Annotated in this window: 18 protein-coding genes; 13 read left to right on the top strand and 5 right to left on the bottom strand. The window is 48.6% G+C overall.

The window, feature by feature from the left end:
- The first annotated feature begins 9 nt into the window (after positions 1 to 9).
- Positions 10 to 2,256 carry a putative bifunctional diguanylate cyclase/phosphodiesterase gene (locus ACYVIC_RS15560; protein ID WP_460861444.1) on the top strand — a complete coding sequence of 749 codons (2,247 nt, stop codon included), beginning with the start codon at positions 10 to 12 and terminating at the stop codon, positions 2,254 to 2,256.
- Between the two features lie 49 nt (positions 2,257 to 2,305).
- On the opposite strand, the gene ACYVIC_RS15565 is transcribed toward ACYVIC_RS15560, so the two are convergent.
- The gene (locus tag ACYVIC_RS15565) at positions 2,306 to 2,653 is read right to left on the bottom strand and encodes a MaoP family protein (protein WP_460861446.1); all 348 of its coding nucleotides are present in this window, start codon (positions 2,651 to 2,653) and stop codon (positions 2,306 to 2,308) included.
- Between the two features lie 129 nt (positions 2,654 to 2,782).
- Here ACYVIC_RS15565 and hdfR point away from each other — a divergent pair, with 129 nt between their 5' ends.
- On the top strand, positions 2,783 to 3,640 hold the full coding sequence (hdfR, locus tag ACYVIC_RS15570) for an HTH-type transcriptional regulator HdfR (RefSeq protein WP_460861447.1): 858 nt from the start codon (positions 2,783 to 2,785) through the stop codon (positions 3,638 to 3,640).
- 26 nt (positions 3,641 to 3,666) lie between these two features.
- Here the strand turns inward: hdfR and ACYVIC_RS15575 are convergent, their stop codons facing one another.
- From ACYVIC_RS15575 to fadI, 3 genes are all read right to left on the bottom strand, one after another.
- Positions 3,667 to 3,864: a hypothetical protein gene (locus tag ACYVIC_RS15575; RefSeq protein WP_460861448.1), complete on the bottom strand. Its 198-nt coding sequence runs from the start codon at positions 3,862 to 3,864 to the stop codon at positions 3,667 to 3,669.
- Between the two features lie 151 nt (positions 3,865 to 4,015).
- Entirely contained in the window at positions 4,016 to 6,148 is a 2,133-nt protein-coding gene (gene fadJ / locus ACYVIC_RS15580) for a fatty acid oxidation complex subunit alpha FadJ (protein WP_460861450.1), read from the bottom strand.
- Complete coding sequence (gene fadI / locus ACYVIC_RS15585) at positions 6,148 to 7,458, bottom strand: acetyl-CoA C-acyltransferase FadI (RefSeq protein ID WP_460861453.1); 1,311 nt, start codon at positions 7,456 to 7,458, stop codon at positions 6,148 to 6,150. The genes fadJ and fadI overlap by 1 nt, the downstream gene beginning before the upstream one ends.
- Positions 7,459 to 7,657: 199 nt before the next feature.
- Between fadI and ACYVIC_RS15590 the strand changes: the two genes are divergently transcribed.
- The 8 genes from ACYVIC_RS15590 (at position 7,658) to ACYVIC_RS15625 (ending at position 17,514) form a co-directional block, all read left to right on the top strand.
- The gene (locus tag ACYVIC_RS15590) at positions 7,658 to 8,611 is read left to right on the top strand and encodes an AAA family ATPase (protein WP_460861454.1); all 954 of its coding nucleotides are present in this window, start codon (positions 7,658 to 7,660) and stop codon (positions 8,609 to 8,611) included.
- 1 nt (position 8,612) lies between these two features.
- Complete coding sequence (locus ACYVIC_RS15595) at positions 8,613 to 9,557, top strand: DUF58 domain-containing protein (RefSeq protein WP_460861456.1); 945 nt, start codon at positions 8,613 to 8,615, stop codon at positions 9,555 to 9,557.
- Positions 9,550 to 10,047: a DUF4381 domain-containing protein gene (locus ACYVIC_RS15600; RefSeq protein WP_460861457.1), complete on the top strand. Its 498-nt coding sequence runs from the start codon at positions 9,550 to 9,552 to the stop codon at positions 10,045 to 10,047. Before ACYVIC_RS15595 ends, ACYVIC_RS15600 begins: the two co-directional genes overlap by 8 nt.
- Positions 10,040 to 11,032, top strand: coding sequence for a vWA domain-containing protein (locus tag ACYVIC_RS15605; RefSeq protein WP_460861458.1), 993 nt, complete (start codon positions 10,040 to 10,042; stop codon positions 11,030 to 11,032). The genes ACYVIC_RS15600 and ACYVIC_RS15605 overlap by 8 nt, the downstream gene beginning before the upstream one ends.
- Positions 11,022 to 12,830 (top strand): vWA domain-containing protein, encoded by a 1,809-nt coding sequence (locus tag ACYVIC_RS15610; RefSeq protein ID WP_460861460.1) that lies wholly within the window; start codon positions 11,022 to 11,024, stop codon positions 12,828 to 12,830. The genes ACYVIC_RS15605 and ACYVIC_RS15610 overlap by 11 nt, the downstream gene beginning before the upstream one ends.
- Before the next feature lie 62 nt (positions 12,831 to 12,892).
- On the top strand, positions 12,893 to 14,500 hold the full coding sequence (locus ACYVIC_RS15615) for a BatD family protein (protein WP_460861461.1): 1,608 nt from the start codon (positions 12,893 to 12,895) through the stop codon (positions 14,498 to 14,500).
- 225 nt (positions 14,501 to 14,725) lie between these two features.
- Entirely contained in the window at positions 14,726 to 16,192 is a 1,467-nt protein-coding gene (gene putP / locus ACYVIC_RS15620) for a sodium/proline symporter PutP (RefSeq protein WP_460861680.1), read from the top strand.
- A gap of 101 nt (positions 16,193 to 16,293) precedes the next feature.
- The gene (locus tag ACYVIC_RS15625; protein WP_460861463.1) at positions 16,294 to 17,514 is read left to right on the top strand and encodes an EAL and HDOD domain-containing protein; all 1,221 of its coding nucleotides are present in this window, start codon (positions 16,294 to 16,296) and stop codon (positions 17,512 to 17,514) included.
- Positions 17,515 to 17,553: 39 nt separating this feature from the next.
- On the opposite strand, the gene ACYVIC_RS15630 is transcribed toward ACYVIC_RS15625, so the two are convergent.
- Positions 17,554 to 17,859: a ComEA family DNA-binding protein gene (locus ACYVIC_RS15630; RefSeq protein ID WP_460861464.1), complete on the bottom strand. Its 306-nt coding sequence runs from the start codon at positions 17,857 to 17,859 to the stop codon at positions 17,554 to 17,556.
- Between the two features lie 353 nt (positions 17,860 to 18,212).
- Here ACYVIC_RS15630 and ACYVIC_RS15635 point away from each other — a divergent pair, with 353 nt between their 5' ends.
- The 3 genes from ACYVIC_RS15635 to ACYVIC_RS15645 are packed head-to-tail and all read left to right on the top strand — an operon-like array spanning position 18,213 to position 20,462.
- Positions 18,213 to 18,470, top strand: coding sequence for a PepSY domain-containing protein (locus ACYVIC_RS15635; protein WP_460861466.1), 258 nt, complete (start codon positions 18,213 to 18,215; stop codon positions 18,468 to 18,470).
- Positions 18,470 to 19,147: a response regulator transcription factor gene (locus tag ACYVIC_RS15640; protein WP_460861468.1), complete on the top strand. Its 678-nt coding sequence runs from the start codon at positions 18,470 to 18,472 to the stop codon at positions 19,145 to 19,147. Before ACYVIC_RS15635 ends, ACYVIC_RS15640 begins: the two co-directional genes overlap by 1 nt.
- A gap of 1 nt (position 19,148) precedes the next feature.
- Entirely contained in the window at positions 19,149 to 20,462 is a 1,314-nt protein-coding gene (locus ACYVIC_RS15645) for an ATP-binding protein (RefSeq protein ID WP_460861470.1), read from the top strand.
- Positions 20,463 to 20,519: the final 57 nt, after the last annotated feature.

Below are 20,519 nucleotides of genomic sequence, written 5' to 3' on the forward strand. Positions count from 1 at the left end.
CAGTCATAAGTGTCAATAAAACAAAAAAAAATTATAATAATCAGTGTTTTTTTACTTGGTATTTTGCCATTTAGTTTGTCGGCATTTAGCTGGAGCCATGTTGAACCCTATACCCTGAGCCTGGTATTACTATGCTCATTTGCTGCCCTTATGCTGGCACATATCAGTATTGTAAAAATGCGCCGCTACCAGCTGAAACTGGAGCAAAGTGAAGAACGCTTGCGGTTATCTCTTTGGGGCAGCGGTGATGAATTATGGGACTGGAAAATCACCAGCAATGAGCTATACCGTTCCAGTTCCTGGCTAAACCCGGTAGAGTTGCAACCGAAAACTGCCGATTTTCCACCAAACCGTCAACAAATACATCCTCAGGATCTGGACAGAGTCAGTGCGCTGCTGCAAGAACACTTTAATGGCAGAACGGCATATTTTGAAGCAACATACCGTATTAAAACTGCTGATGACAGCTGGACCTGGGTGCTGGACCGCGGTAAAGCCGTCGCATTTGGCTCTGATGGCAAACCCAGCAGAATGACCGGCACCTTAAAAAATATCAATCAACTTAAACAAACCGAAGAGCAACTGCAGCTGTTTGCCCGCTGCTTACATAATATTTCCGACGCGGTTATAATTTGTGACACTGACTTTGTTATTCTTGATGTTAACCCGTCGTTTAGTCAGATCACCGGTAAAGCACGGCAGCAGGTATTAAAACAACGCTTCGAATTAAGTCTATACCCCAGCCGCTTTATGTATGATATTCGCCAGCAGCTAAGCCAGATTGGCAGTTGGAAAGGCGAGATCCAGGAGCAACGGCCAAATGGTGAGCTGTACCAGGCTGAATTGGCAATTGACCAGATCAAAGACGAACAAGGCCATGTCAGCCAATATGTCGCGGTATTTTCCGATATCACAGAGCGCAAACTGCGCGAAGCAGAGCTTAGCCGATTAGCCAATAGCGACACGCTAACCGGCTTACCTAACCGTGCCGTCTTTATGCAGAAGCTGGGAGATTTAGTCCGCCACCAAAATGAACATGCGTTACTGGTGTTTGACTTGGATAACTTTAAAAAAATTAATGACTCACTAGGCCACGAGCTCGGTGACAGCTTGCTGTGTAAACTGGCAGAGCGTTTAACCAATCATACGAACTATCGCGACAAACTATACCGCTTAGGTGGTGACGAATTTGCGTTGCTGCTGGACCAAACCAATGATTTAGCCTTTATCACCACGCTGGCCAAAGAACTGTTAGGCCAGATAAACCAGCCGATACAGGTCAATCAACACGACTTGGCCATTACCAGTAGCATTGGCATAGTATTGTTTCCTGATGACGGTGCAGACCCACAAGCACTGCTGCGTAACGCTGACACCGCCATGTATCACGCCAAAAGTCAGGGAGCTAACCGTTATTTGTTTTTCAATGATTCGATGAACAAACAAGCGGTAAAGCGACTACAAATTGAAAACTTAATCCGCTATGGCCTGAAAGAAGACTATTTTGTGGTGTATTACCAACCTAAAATGGATATTGCCAGTGGCCACCTGGTAGGTATGGAAGCGCTGGTGCGTTTTATTACGCCAAAAGGTGGCTTAGTCAGCCCGGCCAGTTTTATTCCGGTAGCCGAAGAAACCGGGCAAATTATTGAGATTGGTGAAGTCGTGCTACGCAAGGCCTGTCTTGATGTGAAAACCTGGATAGATCAGGGGCTGTTTCATGGCCGGGTGGCGGTTAACTTATCGTCACGCCAGTTTAGCCTGCCGTTTTTGTGTGAGCTTATAGACGATACACTACAACAAACCGAACTGCCCTCTTACCACCTTGAGCTTGAGATCACCGAAGGTACTGTGATGCAATCACCACCGCAGGCGATTGAAACGATGAAAAAGCTGCGCGCGCGCGGCATCCACCTGGCGATGGATGATTTTGGTACTGGTTATTCTTCACTGGCCTATTTAAAGCAGTTTCCGCTTAATACCCTGAAAATAGACAAGGCCTTTATTGACGATATGAGTAATGCCAGAGGCCGTAATATGGTCGATACCATTATGACCATTGCGCATAACCTTAACCTCACCGTAGTGGCTGAAGGCGTAGAGCAACAGGAACAGCTGGATATGCTACGTAAATTGCGCTGCGATGTATTACAGGGCTATTATTACAGTAAGCCGCTAAGCGCAGCTGAATTTGGTCAGTTCCTGCTACAACAAAAACAGCAACGCGCTAAACTAAACGCCGTGCCAATACGCTGAAACAGGGCATTGCATATAGAAAAAAGCCCCAGAAACGGGGCTTTTAGCATCAATCAGAGTCGGTTTCGACGTAGGAAAAATCATCACTGCCATCGGCAATACGTTTCTTGCCAAAAACCGTATGAAATTTGCGCTTCTCAGCAAGGCGCTGTTTGTATTTAAGCCAGGTTTTTTCGTATACGGTAGCGGCTTCAGCCTCACCTTTACATACCTGAACAAAGCGTGTTTCTTCATCATTTACCGGCGCACGACTACCTTGCTCCAGCTCCTGCATTGCCACCCCATGTTTCTCCAGCACATTACCTTCTGCCAGAGTAAAACGCCCCGACCGGGTAAATCCTTTCGGAAAATTACGGTCGTCGAAAAAGCGACGGGTAGCGACAAAACTTTGCTGCATCACTTTTTTCCTCTAATCTCGTTGAATATCAAGCCAGCCTGTTTAAACTGTGCGGAGTATGGTTAACAAAAACAGCGCAGTAAAACAAATATTTTTTATCGACACCATAAAATAACTACAGGATTAAATTTGGATACCGAACTACTTAAAACCTTTATCGAAGTTCAGCGCACCCGACATTTTGGTAGAGCCGCCGAAAATCTGTATCTCACGCAATCTGCCGTCAGTTTTCGTATCCGTCAGTTAGAGCAGCAGCTTGGGGTAAACCTGTTTAGTCGCTATCGCAATAATATTCAGCTTACCGCCGCCGGTGAACGCTTGTTGCCGCACGCCGAAGCCATGCTAACAGCCTTACAACGGGCCAAACAAGATGTAGCTGTTAGCACTGAACAAGCCGTGCAACTATCGATTGCCGCTACTGCCAATATCTGGGATGCTTTTTTATTGCAGGGCTTTATCAGTGTGCAACAAGCCTTACCCAACCTGTCATGGCGTGCTGAATCACTGGGGCGCGAACAAATTGCCAGGCTGGTGCTGGAGCGACATCTTGATTTAGCCGTGTTATTTGATGCGCCCAAAGTGGAAGAAATGCAGATTGATAAGCTGGGCGATATTCAATTGCTGCCAGTTACCACGCACAGCGGCAATACTGTCCAAAGTGCCATGCGTAAGCAATATATTCTGGTAGATTGGGGCACAGCATTTGAAATTCAGCATGCCAGACACTTTCCAGATCTGCCACCGCCGCAATTACGCACGGGTAGCGCCCGTATTGCGCTGGAGCTAATGCAGCAAGGGGGAGGCTCAGCTTACCTGCCACAAACCATGGTAAAGCCATTGCTGGACGATGCCAGCCTGCATTTAATAACCGATGCACCGATAATGCAGCGGGAGTTGTTCGCGGTGTCACTGCCAAAAGCGGCACACCGGGTAAAAATTGCTGACATTATTAGCCAGCTACGGGCATTACTATCAGGAAATAAATGAATGAGGTTTAGTTTAGGTGTTTTGCCTTAGGGGCGAAACCAAACCGTATTGCCGCCTTGTACTTTGCGTAACAACAGGCGCTTATGGCTGTTAAACAGCGGGATTAGCAAGGGCCCGCTAATCAGGGCTGCAGCCGCCCAACGTAGCGCTGTCATGCCACTTCGCAGCGCAGCAATATAAACACCAACAGCAGTTAACAACCATAACAGTGGTAACACTAACACCCGACACTCCAAATACGGCCAACAACAAGGCCTGCAATTATATCGCCTGTTAGCCAGGTATACTGTTAACTTTTGGTTGAATTTTATGCATTGACATCATTGTGCCCCGCCAGCCGCTTACTACAGCTGCCGGGGCTTTATGATATCGCGGTTACGGATAAAATTTTTGTTGTTGCTCAGCCATTTTTACCAGCAGCGCTGCCGGGGCAAAACGGCTACCAAACCGGCTTTCCAAGTTACGCAACTGTGCCAGCAAGTTGGCCGCGCCAAGTTGATCAATGTAACGGAATGGACCGCCTAAAAACGGCGGGAAACCAATGCCAAAGATAGCACCGATGTCACCGTCCCGGGCCGAGGCAATAATGCCCTCTTCCAGCGTGCGCACTGCTTCATTCAGCATTTGTGCCATACAACGGCTACTAATTTCATCACTGTTCAGCCGTGGTGCTGGCGTCACGCCCAGTACGCTGTAGACCGTTTCATCAACCAGCTTTTTGCCTTTTTTGGCGTTTTTGCCGTACAGGTAAAAGCCTTTGGCGCTTTTCTTGCCTTTGCGACCATCCGCCAGCAATTTATCAAAGGCAGCGGGTGCAACAAAGCGCTCGCCCAACTCTGTCGCCAGAATAGGCGAAATTTTTGCGCCCACATCAATACCGACTTCATCAAGCAAGGTTACCGGCCCCACCGGAAAGCCAAATTTGACTAATGCTTTGTCAATTTTTTCTACCGGCTCGCCTTCCAGCAAAATATTCGCCGCTTCATTCATATACAGTGCCAGTATACGGTTAACATAAAAACCGGCACCGTCTTTTACCACTATCGGCGTTTTACCTTGCTTGCGGGCAAAGGCCACTGTGGTAGCGATAGTCTCTGCTGACGTTTTATCATGCGCTATCACTTCGACCAGTGGCATTTTATCCACCGGCGAGAAGTAATGCAGGCCAATAACATTTTGTGGCCGCGCTGCCTTGGCGGCAATTTGTGCTATAGGCAAAGAGCTGGTATTGCTGGCAAAAATAGTCTGCTCTGAGCAATGCTGTTCAATATCAGCCACCATTTGCTGTTTTAACGCCAAATCTTCAAACACGGCCTCGATAACGATATCCGCATCGTGAAAACCACTATAATCGGTACTGCCGGTCATCAGTAATAACTGCTTTTGCATTTCAGCCTTACTGATAAAACGCCGTTTAAACTTTTTCTCCAGCAACGAATAACTGTATTTCAGCGCATTGCTGATGCCCTGCTGATTAATATCTTTGATCCGAACCGGTATGCCTGCTTTGGTCGCGGTAACATTAGCAATACCGCCGCCCATTAAACCACCACCTAACACCGCCGCCTTGCGCACTTTATTTGGTTTGGTATCACCTGCGCCACTTTCTTTTTTCATTTGCGTGGTAGCAAAAAACAAACTGCGCAGCGCCGCCGACTCTTTTGTCATACACAACTGGCCAAAGGCTTTCGCTTCCGCAGCCAAACCGGCCGGCATACCGCTATCAATACCGGTTTTAATGACATCAAGTATTTTAAGTGGTGCCGGATAGTTGCCTTGTGTTTGTTTCAGCGTTTGTTTACGCGCCTGATTAAACAATACATTACGGCCAAACGGCGTACGCTCCAGCACTTTGCCTACCAGGTTAAGCTTAACTTTCTCGCGCTGAGGTTTGCCTTTTAAAGCCCGTTTCACGGCCGCATCCAGCAAAATACTCACCGGGACGACTTCGTCTACCAAACCGGCTTTTTTTGCCTGAACTGCACGCAGCTGCTTGCCGGTTAAAATCATATCCAGCGCTTTTTGCAGGCCAACTAAACGCGGTAAGCGCTGAGTGCCGCCACTGCCGGGCAGCAAGCCCAATTGCACTTCCGGCAGGCCCAGCACAGTTTTATTATCTGTGGTTGCCACCCGGGCATGACAGGCCATAGCCAGCTCTAAGCCTCCGCCTAAACAAGGGCCATGAATAGCCGCGACCAATGGAATAGTCAACTGCTCCAGTTGGTCAAACATTTGCTGGCCCATGCGGCCAATAGCTTCGGCTTCTTCTGCCGTTTTGCAGCCGTCCAGCATCGAAATATCGGCACCGGCAATAAAGGAGTCTGGCTTGCCGCTGATAAACACCAGACCTTTTAACTGGGTATTAGCTTTAATATCAGCCAACAAGGCACTAATTTCATCGGCAAACGCCGCTTTTAATACGTTCATCGACTCGCCAGCGATATCCATCGTGATAACGCCAATCTGATCATCGCGAACCTGCAGGCTAAAACTGTTGCTTGTTGTCATTATTCTGTCTCCACTATCATCGCAGCACCCAAACCACCTGCCGCGCAAGCCGTGGTTAAACCAATACCGCCACCGCGGCGTTTCAGTTCGTTTAACGTTTGTACAATAAGGCGGGTACCGGTAGCAGCAAACGGATGGCCATACGCCAACGAGCCCCCTTGCACATTAAACTTAGCCATATCAATATCACCGATGGCATTGGCACGGCCTAGTTTTTCTGCAGCAAATTTTTTACTGGCAAACATTTTCATATTCGCCAGCGTTTGGGCAGCAAAGGCTTCATGCATTTCAATCAGCGTCAGGTCGTTAAGCGACATACCGGCACGATCCAGCGCTATAGGTGTGGCATAAGATGGCCCCATTAACATGTCGTCGTACACGTCAATAGCTGCAAACGCATAACTGCGTATATAGCCCAGTGGCGCATAGCCCAGTGCTTTAGCCCGGCTTTCTGTCATCATTAATACCACTGAAGCACCATCAGTGAGTGGTGTCGCGTTAGCCGCCGTAACCGTACCGTGCACCCGGTCAAATACCGGCTTCAATTTAGCGTACGACTCCAGCTTCGAATCCTGGCGGATGTTGTTATCCATTTCCAGAAACCGCGAATAAGGCTCAACATGCGCTGTCATAACCTCTTGCTGCATCACGCCACTTTGCCAGGCCTGCGCAGCCAGAGTGTGTGAGCGATGCGCCAGCGCATCCTGATCAGCACGGCTAATGCCATGGCTTTTGGCCATTTGCTCGGCAGTGTCGCCCATCGATAAGCCAGTGCTATATTCGGCCACAGCCGGCGGCACCGGTAACAAGTCTTTTAACCCCAACCGGCGAAAAATGGCCAGCTTCTGGCCAAAAGTACGGGCTTTGTTTAAATCAACCAACGCACGGGCCAGTTTTTTGCTGACGCCAATGGGTAATACTGAGCTGGAATCTGCCCCACCGGCAATCCCCACCTGAGTAATACCCGCCATCATTGACTCGGCAACGTTGACCACTGACTGAAAACTGGTGGCGCAAGCCCGGGTGACGCTGTAGGCGTCTGTATGCACGTTCATACCGGTGCCCAGCACAATTTCACGGGCAATATTCGGTGCTTCTGGCATTTGCACTACCTGGCCATACACCACTTGTTCAATTAGTTTCGCATCCAGCTCACTGCGGATCAGCAGCTCATTCACCACCAGCTTGCCCAAATCCAGCGCTGACACACCATGAAATTCAGTAGCTTGCTTTGCAAACGGCGTGCGCAAGCCAGAAACTATCGCGATACGATCGCCCTGGCGGGTGGTTAGGTTAATTGGCGAGCTCATAGTGTTCCTCTTGTTATCAAAATTACAGGTCTGACCTGTATTATTGTGCCCGATTGTAACGACAGTCGCTGAAAATTAAAACACTTGTTTTAATGCAAACGGAACCATATTTAGGTTATAACGTCTTAGCCTAGCCCGTTTTAACCGCTATTGGCGATAAAACAATCAATAAAACCAGATAATTAAGATTGAATATATTATGGTAAATGCATTCTCCGGCTTAAAAGCCTATCTAGACAGCCAGGTATTGGGCCAAACAGATTTAACCGAAGGTATTCTGTTGGCATTATTGGCAAACGGTCACTTATTAGTAGAAGGGCCACCTGGCTTGGCAAAAACCCGCGCAGTAAATGCGTTAGCGCAGGGTGTTGAAGGTCAGTTTCATCGTATTCAGTTTACGCCGGATCTGTTGCCGGCAGATTTAACCGGTACCGACATCTACCGGCCGGAAACAGGCCAATTTGAATTTCAATCCGGGCCTTTATTCCATCATATTATTCTGGCCGATGAAATTAACCGGGCCCCGGCCAAGGTGCAATCTGCGCTGCTTGAAGCGATGGCTGAAAAGCAGGTAACCGTTGGCCGTAAAACCTACCCGTTACCAGAGCTATTTTTAGTTATGGCGACACAAAACCCGTTAGAGCAAGAAGGCACTTACCCGCTGCCAGAAGCCCAGCTCGACCGTTTTTTACTGCATTTAAAAGTAGATTACCCGAATGCGGCAACTGAACTGGCGATATTGCAGCTTACCCGTAACGAAGCCTTAAGTGGCGCTCAGACGCAAGTTACGCCAATAAGCCAGGCCGATATTTTTGCTGCGCGCAAGGCTATTTTACAAATTCATCTGGCCGATAGTCTGCAGCATTATATAGTGGCGCTGATTATGGCGACGCGTGATGCTGCAAGCTACAGCAGCAAACTGGCCAGTTGGATTGGTTATGGTGCCAGCCCACGCGCTACCATAGCGCTGGAACGCTGCGCCCGCGCCAAAGCCTGGCTACAAGGCCGTGATTTTGTCACCCCTGATGATATTCAGGCAGTATTTCATAATGTGCTGCGTCACCGGTTAATCCTGACATACGCCGCAGAAGCGGAAGGGGTCAGCAGCGATGACGTATTAGACGAAATCTTGCGTCTGGTGCCTGCGGCCTGATATGAGCCAGATAGTGTTACCTCAGCAATGGCTGGCACAAAATGGTACTAATGCAACCGATATCGGTTTGACCGAACTGCTCTGGTATCAGCGTTATACCAAGGTGCTGGACCTGACACCACGTATGGCCATTCACAGCAAACTGGCAGGGACTTATCTTGCCAAAAGTAAAGGCCGTGGCATGGAGTTTGACGAGGTGCGCCATTACCAAAATGGTGATGATGTGCGCACTATCGACTGGCGCGTTACTGCCCGCACAGGCAAGGTACATACCAAGCTGTTTCGCGAAGAGAAAGAGCGGCCTGTGTTTATCCTCACCGATCTTGGCGACAGCATGCGCTTTGGCAGTAGTTTGTTGTTTAAATCGGTGCAGGCAGCACACCTGGCGGCACTGATTGCCTGGCATGTGAAGCAGCGTGGAGACAAACTAGGCGGTCTGGTGTTTAGCGCCAATCAGCATATTGAACTTAAACCACAAAGCCGCAGCCATGGCGTCTTGAGGTATTTTCATGCACTGACCCAAGTGCATCAACAAGCCACTGGCCAACGCGGCCTGACGCTGGACAACGCCCTTAGCCAGTTAAGACGTCTGGTACGCCCGGGTAGTCTGGTATACGTGTTGTCCGATTTCAGTCAGTTTAGCGAAGACGGTCTGCGCCATATCCGCGCAATTAGCCAGCATAATGAAGTCACCTGCTGCCCGGTGACCGATCCACTGGAGCAAGCTCTGCCCGCGAACAGCAGCGGTCTAGCAGCTGTCAGTGACGGCGCAAATACCGGTTATATTGAACTTGGCAACCACAGCATACAACAGCGTTACAGCAGTGCGCAGCAACAGTTACAGGCCCTTTTAAAACAGCAATTGAGTCAGCTAGGCTGCAAATGGCTGCCAATAACCGCAGCAGAGCCTGTGCTTAGCCAGTTAGAGAGAAAAACCTATGGCTGACACCCATTCACCACTACAGCAACTTGCTGATATCAGTGAGCCCGCCTGGCAGGCCAGTATGGCCTTGCCACCAATAGCCTGGCTAGCCCTAGTGGCACTGTGTACAGCATTGCTATACCTTGTATGGCGGCAATACCGGCGCTGGCACTTTTTTGCTGCCAAACGCCACGCTTTGGCCCTATTAACCAAGCTGGCAGATCAACCGGATGGTGCCGCTCAGATTAACCAATTGCTCAAACGTGTACTGCAACACTACCAAAAAGCACATCCGGCACTGTCATTGCCAATTACGCAGTGGCAGTCCTGGCTGCTGGCCACACACAACGCAACGCTACCCGATCTCAGTTTACTACTCTACAGCGCCACACCAGATTACGCCGCCAGCCGACAGTTTTACCTTTTTGCTGAAGGTTGGTTGCGCCGTTATAACGGCAATGCCCCCATTGGCGGTGCCTCTGCAGAACATACAACAGGGGGCAAGCATGATTGAATTTGGTTACCCCTGGCTGGCGTTAGCCATACTGCTGCCACTGATATTGAGGGCTCGTCGTCAACGCGGTTCAGATACCGCACTTAAATTACCCGCGTTGGCAAAGCTGGCAAGCAGCACAAACCATACATCCGGCCGTCGCTTTGGCTTGCGTTCTTTGCTGTCCAGCCTGCTCTGGCTGACCCTGGTAGCGGCAGCCATGCAACCACGCTGGTTGGGCGAACCGGTGACGTTACCCCAACAAGGCCGCGATCTGATGTTGGCGCTGGATTTATCCGGCTCGATGGAAATTACAGATATGCAACTGCAGGGCCAGAGTATTAACCGGCTTGATGCGGTAAAACTGGTGGTCAGTGATTTTATCCGCCGTCGGCAGGGCGATCGTATCGGGCTGATTTTGTTTGCTGACGCGGCCTATCAGCAAACACCGCTGACGTTTGATTTAATCACTGTGCAAAAAATGCTCGACGACAGCGTATTGCGCCTGGTTGGCACCCGCACCGCGATTGGCGAAGCAATAGGCCTGGCGGTAAAACGGCTGAATACTTATGAAAGCAGTAACAAGGTACTGATTTTGCTTAGTGACGGCGCCAACACTGCCGGTAACATTCAACCGCTGGAGGCGCTGCAACTGGCAAAAGCGGCTGGGGTTAAAATTCATACCGTTGGGGTCGGTGCCGAGCAAATGGTACAACAAAGCGTATTTGGCCGGCGTACAGTGAACCCGTCACAAGATCTGGATGAACGTTTACTGACCCAACTGGCTGAGGATACCGGCGGCCGTTATTTTCGTGCCCGAGATTTAAACGAGCTAAATCAGATCTATCAGTTAATAGATCAGTTAGAGCCCATAGAACGTGACACCGTAACATACCGGCCACAGCGCAGTTTATTGCACTGGCCGCTGGCACTGGCATTGTTATTGTCTTTTACTTTGGCGGCTTTAAATATTAATTGGCGTGGGATAGTTAAACATGTTGTCTGATCTGCATCTACTCAGGCCCTGGTGGTTAATGGCGTTATTGCCAGCCCTTTTGCTGGCAATATTGTTGTATCGCTATCGCCATCAGCATAGCCCGTGGCACAGCCTTATTGCTGTGCATTTGCAACCAGTATTGTTAGGAGGGCAACAGCTATTAAAACGCCAACCGTTCGCGCTGCCAGCGATACTGTTGTGCTGGTTTATTAGCGTATTAGCCCTGGCCGGCCCAAGCTGGCAAAAACTACCGCAACCGGCCTTTGCATTGAAAAAAGCCACAGTACTGGTACTTGATTTATCGATGTCAATGCGTGCTACCGATATGGTGCCAGATCGTCTGGCGCAGCAGCACTTTAATGCTTTAGACTTTACCAACGAGCTGGCAGAGGGGGAGCTTGCACTGCTGGCTTTTGCCGGCGATGGTTTTGTTATTTCGCCACTGACGCCTGATCACAACAACATCCGCTTATTGATCCCGGATTTAAAACCAGAGATTATGCCAGTGCAAGGTTCTAACTTACTGGCAGCTTTAGAGCAAGCGGGAAAGCTGTTGCAGCAAGCCGGCTATCCGCGTGGTGACGTCGTAGTATTTACCGATGGTTTTGACCGCCACAGCTATGGCGACATCCAGGATTTACTGAACAACTGGCCGCATCGGCTGTCAATTTTAGCATTTGGCTCAGCCGACGGTGCCCCGGTTCAGCAAGAAAACGGTGAATTGCTGAAAAATGCTCAGGGGGCAGTCGTGATCCCCAAAGTACCACTGACACAGCTGGCAACGCTGGCTCGAAGCAGTGGTGGTGTATTTCAAGCAGCGACCGCAGGCGGCGATAATTTAACCAACATTTTGGCATTACCTGCACTGTCGCCGCTAGGTCAGGCGGATAGCAGCAAACAGATCCAGGGCGATCAGTGGTTTGACAGCGGCATTTATCTGGTATGGTTATTACTGCCGCTGGTGTTGTTGCAACGCAAATATAGCCCTTTACTTGCACTAAGTTGCCTGATGTTAGTCCCCCGCCCTGCTGCTGCAATAGAATGGCGTGACCTGTGGCAAACCAGACAGCAACAAGCCCAGCAAGACTATAGCTCAGGTGATTTCTCCAGCGCTCAACGCAAATTTACCGATCCGCTATGGCAAGGTAACGCCGCTTACCGGCAGGGCGATTACCAGGATGCCGAACAGGCATTTCGTCAGGCAGTAACAGAGGGTGCTGGCGATGTGTCTGCCTGGCATAATTTGGGTAATAGCCTGGCACAGCAGCAACGCTATCAAGAGGCGTTAGAAGCGTATCAGCAGGCGTTGCAGTATGATGCTGATTTTAGCCCAGCACAGCAAAATGCCGGGCTAATGCAGCAGCTATTACAACAGCAACAGCAGCAAGATAACCAGCAGCAAAAACAGCAGCAACAGAACGCCGACCAGCAACAGCAAGATGACCAGCAGCAAGCACAAAACAGTGACGACGCACAGCAACAAGGCGACACCAATCAAGCTGCAGATGCCGACCAGACAGCTGGTAATGCGGAGCAACAACAAGATGCAGCAGAACAGCAACAGCAGCAAGAGCCCCAGCAGACTGCTGCCGCTGAACACGCTGATAAGCAAGACCCTAAGCCTGAGAAAACAGCAGAGCAGCAACAAGCAGTGCATGAAGCCTGGCCTGATGCGACGCCAGAACAGCAGCAACAATTAGAAAATTTACTGCGTAAAGTGCAGGATGACCCCGCGTTACTGCTGCGCAACAAGATGTATTTAGAGTATTTAAAACGGCTGCCAACAGGAGTGGATGAACAATGGTAAGAGCTTTGCTGTTAGTCACTGCAGTTATACTTGGCCTGTCACTGAGTACACCAGGTTATGCAATGTCGTCACTGACGGCCAGAGTAGATAAAAACCCGGCGTTACAAGGAGAGGCAGTTACGCTGGAGGTTGTTGCTGACAAACGTTTAGCTGCAGACGCTATTAATTTTAGGGTGCTGGAGAGCGACTTCACCGTGATGGTGCCGTCAGTTAGCAGCAGCACACAAATTATTAATGGCCAATCCAGTCAAAGCACCAGCTGGAAGGTGGTATTACTGCCCAAAAGAACTGGCGAACTCACTATTCCTGCGTTTAATGTACAGGGTTTTACCACTGATGCTATTACGCTTAAGGTACTGGAAGAGCAAGTAAATACTGCAGCAACGTCAAACACCGAGCTATTTTTACGCGCAGAAATTGAGCAAAACCAACTGTATGTGCAACAACTTACCTATTATCAGGTCAGTATCTTTTTTAATGGTGACTTACAACGTGGCTCGCTGTCAGAGCCTGTCATAGAGGGTGCCAGCGTGACACAGGTTGGCCAGGATGTAGAAGGCAGTGAACTGGTAAATGGTATCCGTTATCGCACCATTACCCGGCGCTACGCCATCACACCGCAGCGTAGTGGTAACTTTACCATTAATGCGCCCACCTTCAGTGGTGAAATGATCGATCGTGACAGCGCACGTTACAACTATTTTGCCCGCACTAAGCCTGTAGTGCAGCAAGGCCAGGCCGTTGATATCAGCGTTAGTGCCATACCTGACAACTTTCCCGGCAACTGGCTGGTTGCCGGGCTGGTAACCTTGACAGAAGAGTGGAGCCCGGATATCACCGAGCTGAAACAGGGAGAGCCGGTAACGCGGATTATTACCTTATCGGCAGTAGATGTAGCCGAAAACCAACTGCCAGAAATAAACCAGGGCTTTCCACAAGGTTTGCGCCTGTATCAGGAGCAACCTCAAGCCAGAAGCGCACAGCGTAATGGCCGCCTGGTTGCACAGAAAGTATTTACCACCGCCGTAATTGCCAACAAAGCCGGCGAACTTGAGCTGCCAGAGCTGACGCTGCCGTGGTGGAACAGCCAGACCAACCAGCTGGAATATGCCCGTCTGCCTGCCCGGCGTCTAACGGTTAACGCCAGTGCCGCTGCTGCGCCTGCAATAGCAAAGAACGCTGCAGACACAGCGCTGCAACAAACAGCTACCGTTGGCGAACCAATATCAGCGGCTAAATGGCAATGGAACCACTTAAGCAGCCTGCTATTGGCACTATGGTGCGCCAGCGGCGTGGTATTTTATCTGTTGTGGCAGCTTAAAACACCAAAGCAAACTGCAGCGCCAGTGCCAAGCCGGGTTAAGTTTGATAACAGCAAACTTAAAGCTGCCTGTCAGCATAACGATGCTACAGCGGCTAAAGCCGAATTGCTGCGATTTGCCCATCAACAACAAGACAAACGTTGTTACTCTTTGTCCGAGCTGACTGCACTGCTACCAGACGCCGACTTACAACAACAGCTGCAACAACTGAACGCGGCGTTATATAACCCGGCGGTTGAGCGCTGGCAAGGTGATGCGCTTTGGCAAAGCTGGCAGAGTTATCAGCAACAGCAACAAAAAAACCAACCTGGGGTCAAGCTTGCGGCTTTGTACCCTCATAGCCGTTAATAACTGCATTTACCATACTTTGGCCACGGCTTGCCGCGCTTTACTGGCAAGCCTGGCTGCAAGTTGTTAGCATGTAAGCCGTTACGCGCACCTGATCTTGTATCAGGTATTTTTTTACGCTGTGTTTTGGTTAGGCAAGCATTAACCAAAGCTCAGCTTGGGCCATAAGGAGAAACTGTTTTGGAAACAGGCACACTTATTTCGCTAGGATTATACTTTTTAGCCATGCTGGGCATAGGCTTGTACGGTTACAAAACCTCAACTGATGATATGTCAGGTTATATGCTTGGTGGCCGCAAACTTAGCCCATCGGTCACTGCGCTGTCGGCGGGTGCGTCAGATATGAGCGGCTGGATGCTGATGGGTGTGCCCGGTGCCATGTATTTATCTGGCATTAGCAGCAGCTGGATAGCCATTGGTTTATTGATTGGTGCCTACATTAACTACATTATTGTGGCACCTAGGCTGAGGGTTTACACCGAAGTTGCTAATGACTCCATCACCCTGCCCGATTACTTTGAAAACCGCTTTGCCGATAAAACCCGTTTACTGCGCATTGTTTCATCAGTTGTTATCGTGATTTTTTTTACTCTGTATACGTCATCAGGTGTCGTTGGCGGCGGGAAGCTGTTTGAAAGCTCTTTTGGTTTAAGTTACGAGTTAGGCCTGTATGTTACAGCCGGCGTGGTAGTGGCCTATACCTTGTTTGGTGGTTTCCTGGCCGTAAGCATCACCGACTTTGTGCAGGGCTGCATTATGTTTGTCGCTCTGATACTGGTGCCGGTTGTTGCGTTAGATCATCTCGGTGGCATCAGCTCAGTGTTTACCCAGGTCAGCAGCATCAACCCCAGCTTCAGCAATATGCTCATCGATGCCAACACAGGTCAGGCACTCACTGTGCTTGGTATTATTTCCCTGTTGTCCTGGGGACTGGGTTATTTTGGCCAGCCACATATCATCGTACGCTTTATGGCCATTCGCTCGGTAAAAGATATAAAAACGGCGCGCCGTATCGGTATCAGCTGGATGCTGATAACCTTACTGGGTGCCGTAATGACCGGCTTAGTTGGCATCGCTTATGTTGCTAACACTAAGATGACGCTAAGCGATCCGGAAACCATCTTTATCGTATTTTCACAGTTCTTGTTTCACCCGCTGATTTCAGGCTTTTTGCTAGCTGCCATATTAGCGGCAATAATGAGCACTATATCTTCACAATTGCTGGTGACCTCAAGCTCGCTGACTGAAGATTTTTATAAAACCTTTGTAAAACGCGACGCCAGCCAAAGCGAACTGGTATTGGTAGGCCGGCTGTCAGTACTGGCGGTAGCACTTGTTGCGATTGTGCTGGCCTATGACAGGGAGAGTTCAATTCTAACGCTGGTTAGCAATGCCTGGGCTGGTTTTGGCGCGGCCTTTGGCCCGCTGGTAGTACTAAGCCTGTACTGGAAACGTATGACCTTTGCCGGTGCGCTCGCTGGCATCCTCAGTGGTGCGGCTACGGTGCTGTTTTGGATATATGCCCCGGTGCTGGCTGAGGGCGCAGCGCTCAGTAGCCTGGTATATGAAATTCTGCCAGGGGTTATTGTAAGCACACTCAGCATCATAGTTGTAAGTAAGTTGACAACAACACCGGCACCACAGGTAACAGATCTGTTTGTTAAAATGCAGCAACAGCTAAAACAGTCTTAGCACCTGATACAAACACGGCTGAGCAGCAAAATTTTGCATGCTCTGGCCGTGGTTATTTGCTAGATTATTGGTCTGGGGTTCTTTAGTGAGATAAGCCTTTTATGTATTTTTATGCTGCACGTCAGCCAATTTTGGATCGCAACAAAGAACTGTATGCCTATGAGCTGTTATTTCGTGATGGTTTGGAAAATGCGTTTCCAAATATCGATGGTGACGAAGCCACGTCCCGTATGATTGAAGGTAGCCAGTTCTCTTACGGCCTGGATGACTTTTTGGGCGACAAGCCTGGTTTTATTAACTTTACTCTTGAGACACTGCAGAAAAACTACCCCAGCATGCTACCGAAAGAACAGGTGGTGGTAGAGATACTGGAAACGGTGCAACCAGGCAAGCGTCTTCTGGCGTTATGCCAACAATTAAAACAACAAGGTTACGTACTGGCATTGGATGACTACATTCATCAGCCGGTGTGGCGTCACTTTTATCCCTTTATCGACATTATTAAAATTGATTTCCGCTCAACATCGACCGATACCATTCTTCAGGTTAAAGCAGCCATAACTGACTTTGCGCATATTAAACTGCTGGCAGAAAAAGTTGAAACTAACGAAGAGTTCCAGCTGGCAATGAACATGGGCTTTAGTTATTTTCAGGGTTATTTTTTCTCTAAACCGGAAATGATGCAAAGTAAAGCCTTGTCACCTGCGCAAATGACATTAGCAGAATTGTTGTATGAAACGTCCAAATCAGATATGGATCTCGGTAAAATTACTGAAGTATTTCAACGCGATGTCCACTTATCGTATAAATTACTCCGTTATAGTAACTCTGCTATCTTTAAACGCCGCGCTGAAATAGAAACCATTAAACAAGCGTTGGTAGTGTTGGGCCAGGCTGAACTGAAAAAATTTCTGTCATTGTTATTTACCGCACAAATCAGCAGCGATAAACCGGCAGAACTAATGCGAATGTCAATGACCCGCGCCCGCTTTGCCGAAGGCCTGGCACAATTGCAAGGTAAAGTTGATACCGCCAAAGCATTTCTTACCGGTTTAATGTCGCTGATGGACGCAATTTTGGATGAACCCATTGACAGTGTCATGAGCAAACTGCCGCTGGCAAAAGAAATTAAAGAAGCGCTGGTCGAAAAACAAGGCATTCTGGCAGACTATATGCAGCTAATACAATTTTACGAGACCGGAAACTGGCAGAGTGCAAATGAGGTTATTGCTAGTATGCAGCTGCCCGCAGAGCAAGTACCAGACGCTTACCACACCGCAATACAATGGACTAACGAGCAAATGAAAGCGTTAGGTGATTAAGCCCGGCGCTGAAAACACCGGGCGGTCAACAACAAGCGATTAGTTAAAACTCAGATACGGACTAATTTTAGCCGCTAATTTATCACCAATACCCTTTACCTGAGTTAAATCAGCTTTACTTTGGATTGGACCATGTTGAGCAATATGGTCCAGCACCGCCTGAGCTTTCTTTTTGCCTAAGCCTGGAATAGCATCCAGTTGCTCAAGTGTTGCCGTATTTATTGACACTTTTTCTAACGCCGTATCCATTTTACTGATTTGGCTGCTAGCTTTCGGATCGGCAAAAGCCAAATTTGTGCCTAATGCCAACATAGTCATGAATATGACGAAAAAGACATGCTTCATAATGTTTTTCCTTAAAAAAGTTTTCTCGTTCCCTGATGACTGCCCAACAAGCTGCTTGTTTGTTTTGGGTTGGCGGGATAACCATAATACAAGCATTACTATCGGTACTGAGAGCCTTAATTGCCAACAAGATAAACTTAGTCAAAAAATTCTTTTTTGCAAAAAAAATGCAACTATTTTGCAATAAATATCACAATGTGATGTTCAGCATTAATTAAGGCTCATCAGCCTACTCTGCTTGCATCTGATAATTAATCCGCTGTAATACATTATGCAGATGACAGTTTTGTCCGTTCAGATTGATGCTTTGCAAAATGTCCGGTAAATTACCGCAACGCTAACTGGAGAGAACGATGCCAGCGTTACGAATACTTATACTCAGCAGCTTGCTACTAACATGTAGCATGGCACAGGCACGAAACAATGACGCCGGTAAGGTTGTTAGCCGCGAACAAGCGGCAGCCTTGGCTCAACAGCACTATCCGGGCAAAATTGTCAAAGTTCAGCAGCAGCAACAGTATTATCGGATAAGAGTACTGCAGTCTGATGGCCGTGTGGTCACGGTATTAGTTGATGGCCAGACAGGCCAGATTAAAAGGGATGGAAAGTAATGCGTTTACTGGTAGTAGAAGATGAAAACTTGCTGGCACAGCAAATTAAAGAACAACTAATGCAGCAACAGTTCAGCGTTGATGTTGCCACCGACGGTGACGATGGCTGGTTTAAGTTGTCAGAGTATCCCTATGATCTGGCCATTATAGATATTGGCCTGCCAAAAATGGACGGCCTGAGTGTAATACGTAAAGCCCGTCAGGCCGGTATCAAAACACCTATTATCATTCTGACTGCCCGTGGTAGCTGGCAGGAAAAAGTTGAAGGCCTGGATGCCGGAGCAGACGACTACCTTACCAAGCCTTTTCACAGTGAAGAACTTTTAGCACGCTGCAATGCACTAATACGCCGCGCTGCCGGGCAGCCGGAACCTACACTCAGTGCCGGCCCGGTATCCCTAAATAGCCGGACGCAGCAAGTATGGTGTCAGGATGAGGAAGTGAGTCTGACAGCATACGAATATAAAGTGCTGGAATATTTTATGCTGAATCCAAACAAGGTTATTTCAAAAACAGAGCTGACTGAGCACATCTATGACCAGGACTTTGATCTGGACAGCAATGTGATTGAAGTATTTGTGTTACGACTGCGTAAGAAGCTCGACCCCACTGGTGAACTTAAACCGATCGAGACTTTACGTGGCCGGGGTTACCGTTTTACCCTGACTGTAAGCTGATATGACATTGTCGCTTAAACTACGGCAGCTACTAGTCAGTGTATTTATTTTACTGTTTTTGCTGCCGGCATCTTTTGTTGCCATTGATCAGGCATTTTATACCCAGCTGCTGAGTAATACTGAGCAAAAACTTGAAGTTCATTCATACGCCATTCTGTCTGAATTAGCCGTTAGCAGTGATAAAGTTGAGCTGACCAATAACGCTTTGGCGCCGGATTTTTATCGGCCTGACTCAGGCCTCAGTGCTTATATAACTCATCAACAGGATATCGTTTGGCAAAGCGACTCATCACTTAACCAGGGCTTTAATCCGCAATCAGATAACCTCACACCAGGAGAGCACATATTCCGCCCGGTATTGCAGGCAAATCAGGTGTTCTGGGTGCTGTCTATTTCACTGTTATTTGACGCCGAGGATTACACCCGGCCGCTTAGTATCCACGTTGTGCAATCAGATGAGCGACTATTGGCGCCGCAGCGTGCTTTTCGCACCACGCTGCTGCGCTGGTTTATTGGCATCGGTTTAGGTTTATTGCTCATTATGCTACTGGCCTACTATTGGACCACCAAGCCCTTATCAAGGCTGGATCAGGAAATACGTAAAGTCGAAAGCGGTAGCCAGGACCAGCTGCAAGGCCAATATCCAGCCGAGCTCAAAATAATAAAAGAAGATTTAAATTTACTCTTAAGCAACCAAAACCGACAAAAACAACGCTATCGCCACCACCTGAGCGACTTAGCCCACGCACTGAAAACACCGGTAGCAGTATTAAATACCTCAGCTCTTAGTCAGCAACCAGAGCTTAAAGAGCAATTAGACCGCATTACCGCAATGATAGAACACCAATTAAAACGCGCTGCCAGTTCCGGTCAGGACGTATGGAAAAAGCAAATTATGCTACTACCATCGTTACTAAAGCTGGTGTCTGCGCTGAGTAAAATTTATCGTAGTAAAAATGTTATCATCGACGTAAATTGTGCAGAAGATGCCGTTTTTCGTGGTGATGAAACTGACTTGATGGAAATTCTCGGTAATTTACTGGATAACGCCTGCAAAGCATGCCAGCAACAGGTGCAAGTCTCTGTGATCAGTAAGACTGACTCCCTGCAGCTATGTATCGAAGACGACGGGCCTGGTGTTCCACAGCATAAGCGGCAATATCTGTTTGAGCGCGGAACCCGTCTTGATACCTACCAGGAAGGGCATGGCGTTGGCTTATCTATCGTATCTGAACTGGTAACCTCGTACAGTGGCAGCCTAACACTGGATGATAGCGATCTGGGTGGCGCCCGCTTCACCGTGCGTTTTAGCTAAACAATACCCGCTGATCCTCTGTGCCCGCCAGGCCGTAGTGTTAAAGCTTATAACTAA

The sequence above is a fragment of the Rheinheimera gaetbuli genome (genome assembly GCF_054781935.1).

Excerpts from the sequence above, each read along its gene's own strand:
- ACYVIC_RS15565 (WP_460861446.1), bottom strand. The coding sequence starts at position 2,653 with ATGCAGCAAAGTTTTGTCGCTACCCGTCGCTTTTTCGACGACCGTAAT.
- fadJ (WP_460861450.1), bottom strand. The coding sequence starts at position 6,148 with ATGACAACAAGCAACAGTTTTAGCCTGCAGGTTCGCGATGATCAGATT.
- fadI (WP_460861453.1), bottom strand. The coding sequence starts at position 7,458 with ATGAGCTCGCCAATTAACCTAACCACCCGCCAGGGCGATCGTATCGCG.
- ACYVIC_RS15590 (WP_460861454.1), top strand. The coding sequence starts at position 7,658 with ATGGTAAATGCATTCTCCGGCTTAAAAGCCTATCTAGACAGCCAGGTA.
- ACYVIC_RS15595 (WP_460861456.1), top strand. The coding sequence starts at position 8,613 with ATGAGCCAGATAGTGTTACCTCAGCAATGGCTGGCACAAAATGGTACT.
- ACYVIC_RS15600 (WP_460861457.1), top strand. The coding sequence starts at position 9,550 with ATGGCTGACACCCATTCACCACTACAGCAACTTGCTGATATCAGTGAG.
- ACYVIC_RS15605 (WP_460861458.1), top strand. The coding sequence starts at position 10,040 with ATGATTGAATTTGGTTACCCCTGGCTGGCGTTAGCCATACTGCTGCCA.
- ACYVIC_RS15610 (WP_460861460.1), top strand. The coding sequence starts at position 11,022 with ATGTTGTCTGATCTGCATCTACTCAGGCCCTGGTGGTTAATGGCGTTA.
- ACYVIC_RS15615 (WP_460861461.1), top strand. The coding sequence starts at position 12,893 with ATGTCGTCACTGACGGCCAGAGTAGATAAAAACCCGGCGTTACAAGGA.
- putP (WP_460861680.1), top strand. The coding sequence starts at position 14,726 with ATGCTGGGCATAGGCTTGTACGGTTACAAAACCTCAACTGATGATATG.
- ACYVIC_RS15625 (WP_460861463.1), top strand. The coding sequence starts at position 16,294 with ATGTATTTTTATGCTGCACGTCAGCCAATTTTGGATCGCAACAAAGAA.
- ACYVIC_RS15630 (WP_460861464.1), bottom strand. The coding sequence starts at position 17,859 with ATGAAGCATGTCTTTTTCGTCATATTCATGACTATGTTGGCATTAGGC.
- ACYVIC_RS15635 (WP_460861466.1), top strand. The coding sequence starts at position 18,213 with ATGCCAGCGTTACGAATACTTATACTCAGCAGCTTGCTACTAACATGT.
- ACYVIC_RS15640 (WP_460861468.1), top strand. The coding sequence starts at position 18,470 with ATGCGTTTACTGGTAGTAGAAGATGAAAACTTGCTGGCACAGCAAATT.
- ACYVIC_RS15645 (WP_460861470.1), top strand. The coding sequence starts at position 19,149 with ATGACATTGTCGCTTAAACTACGGCAGCTACTAGTCAGTGTATTTATT.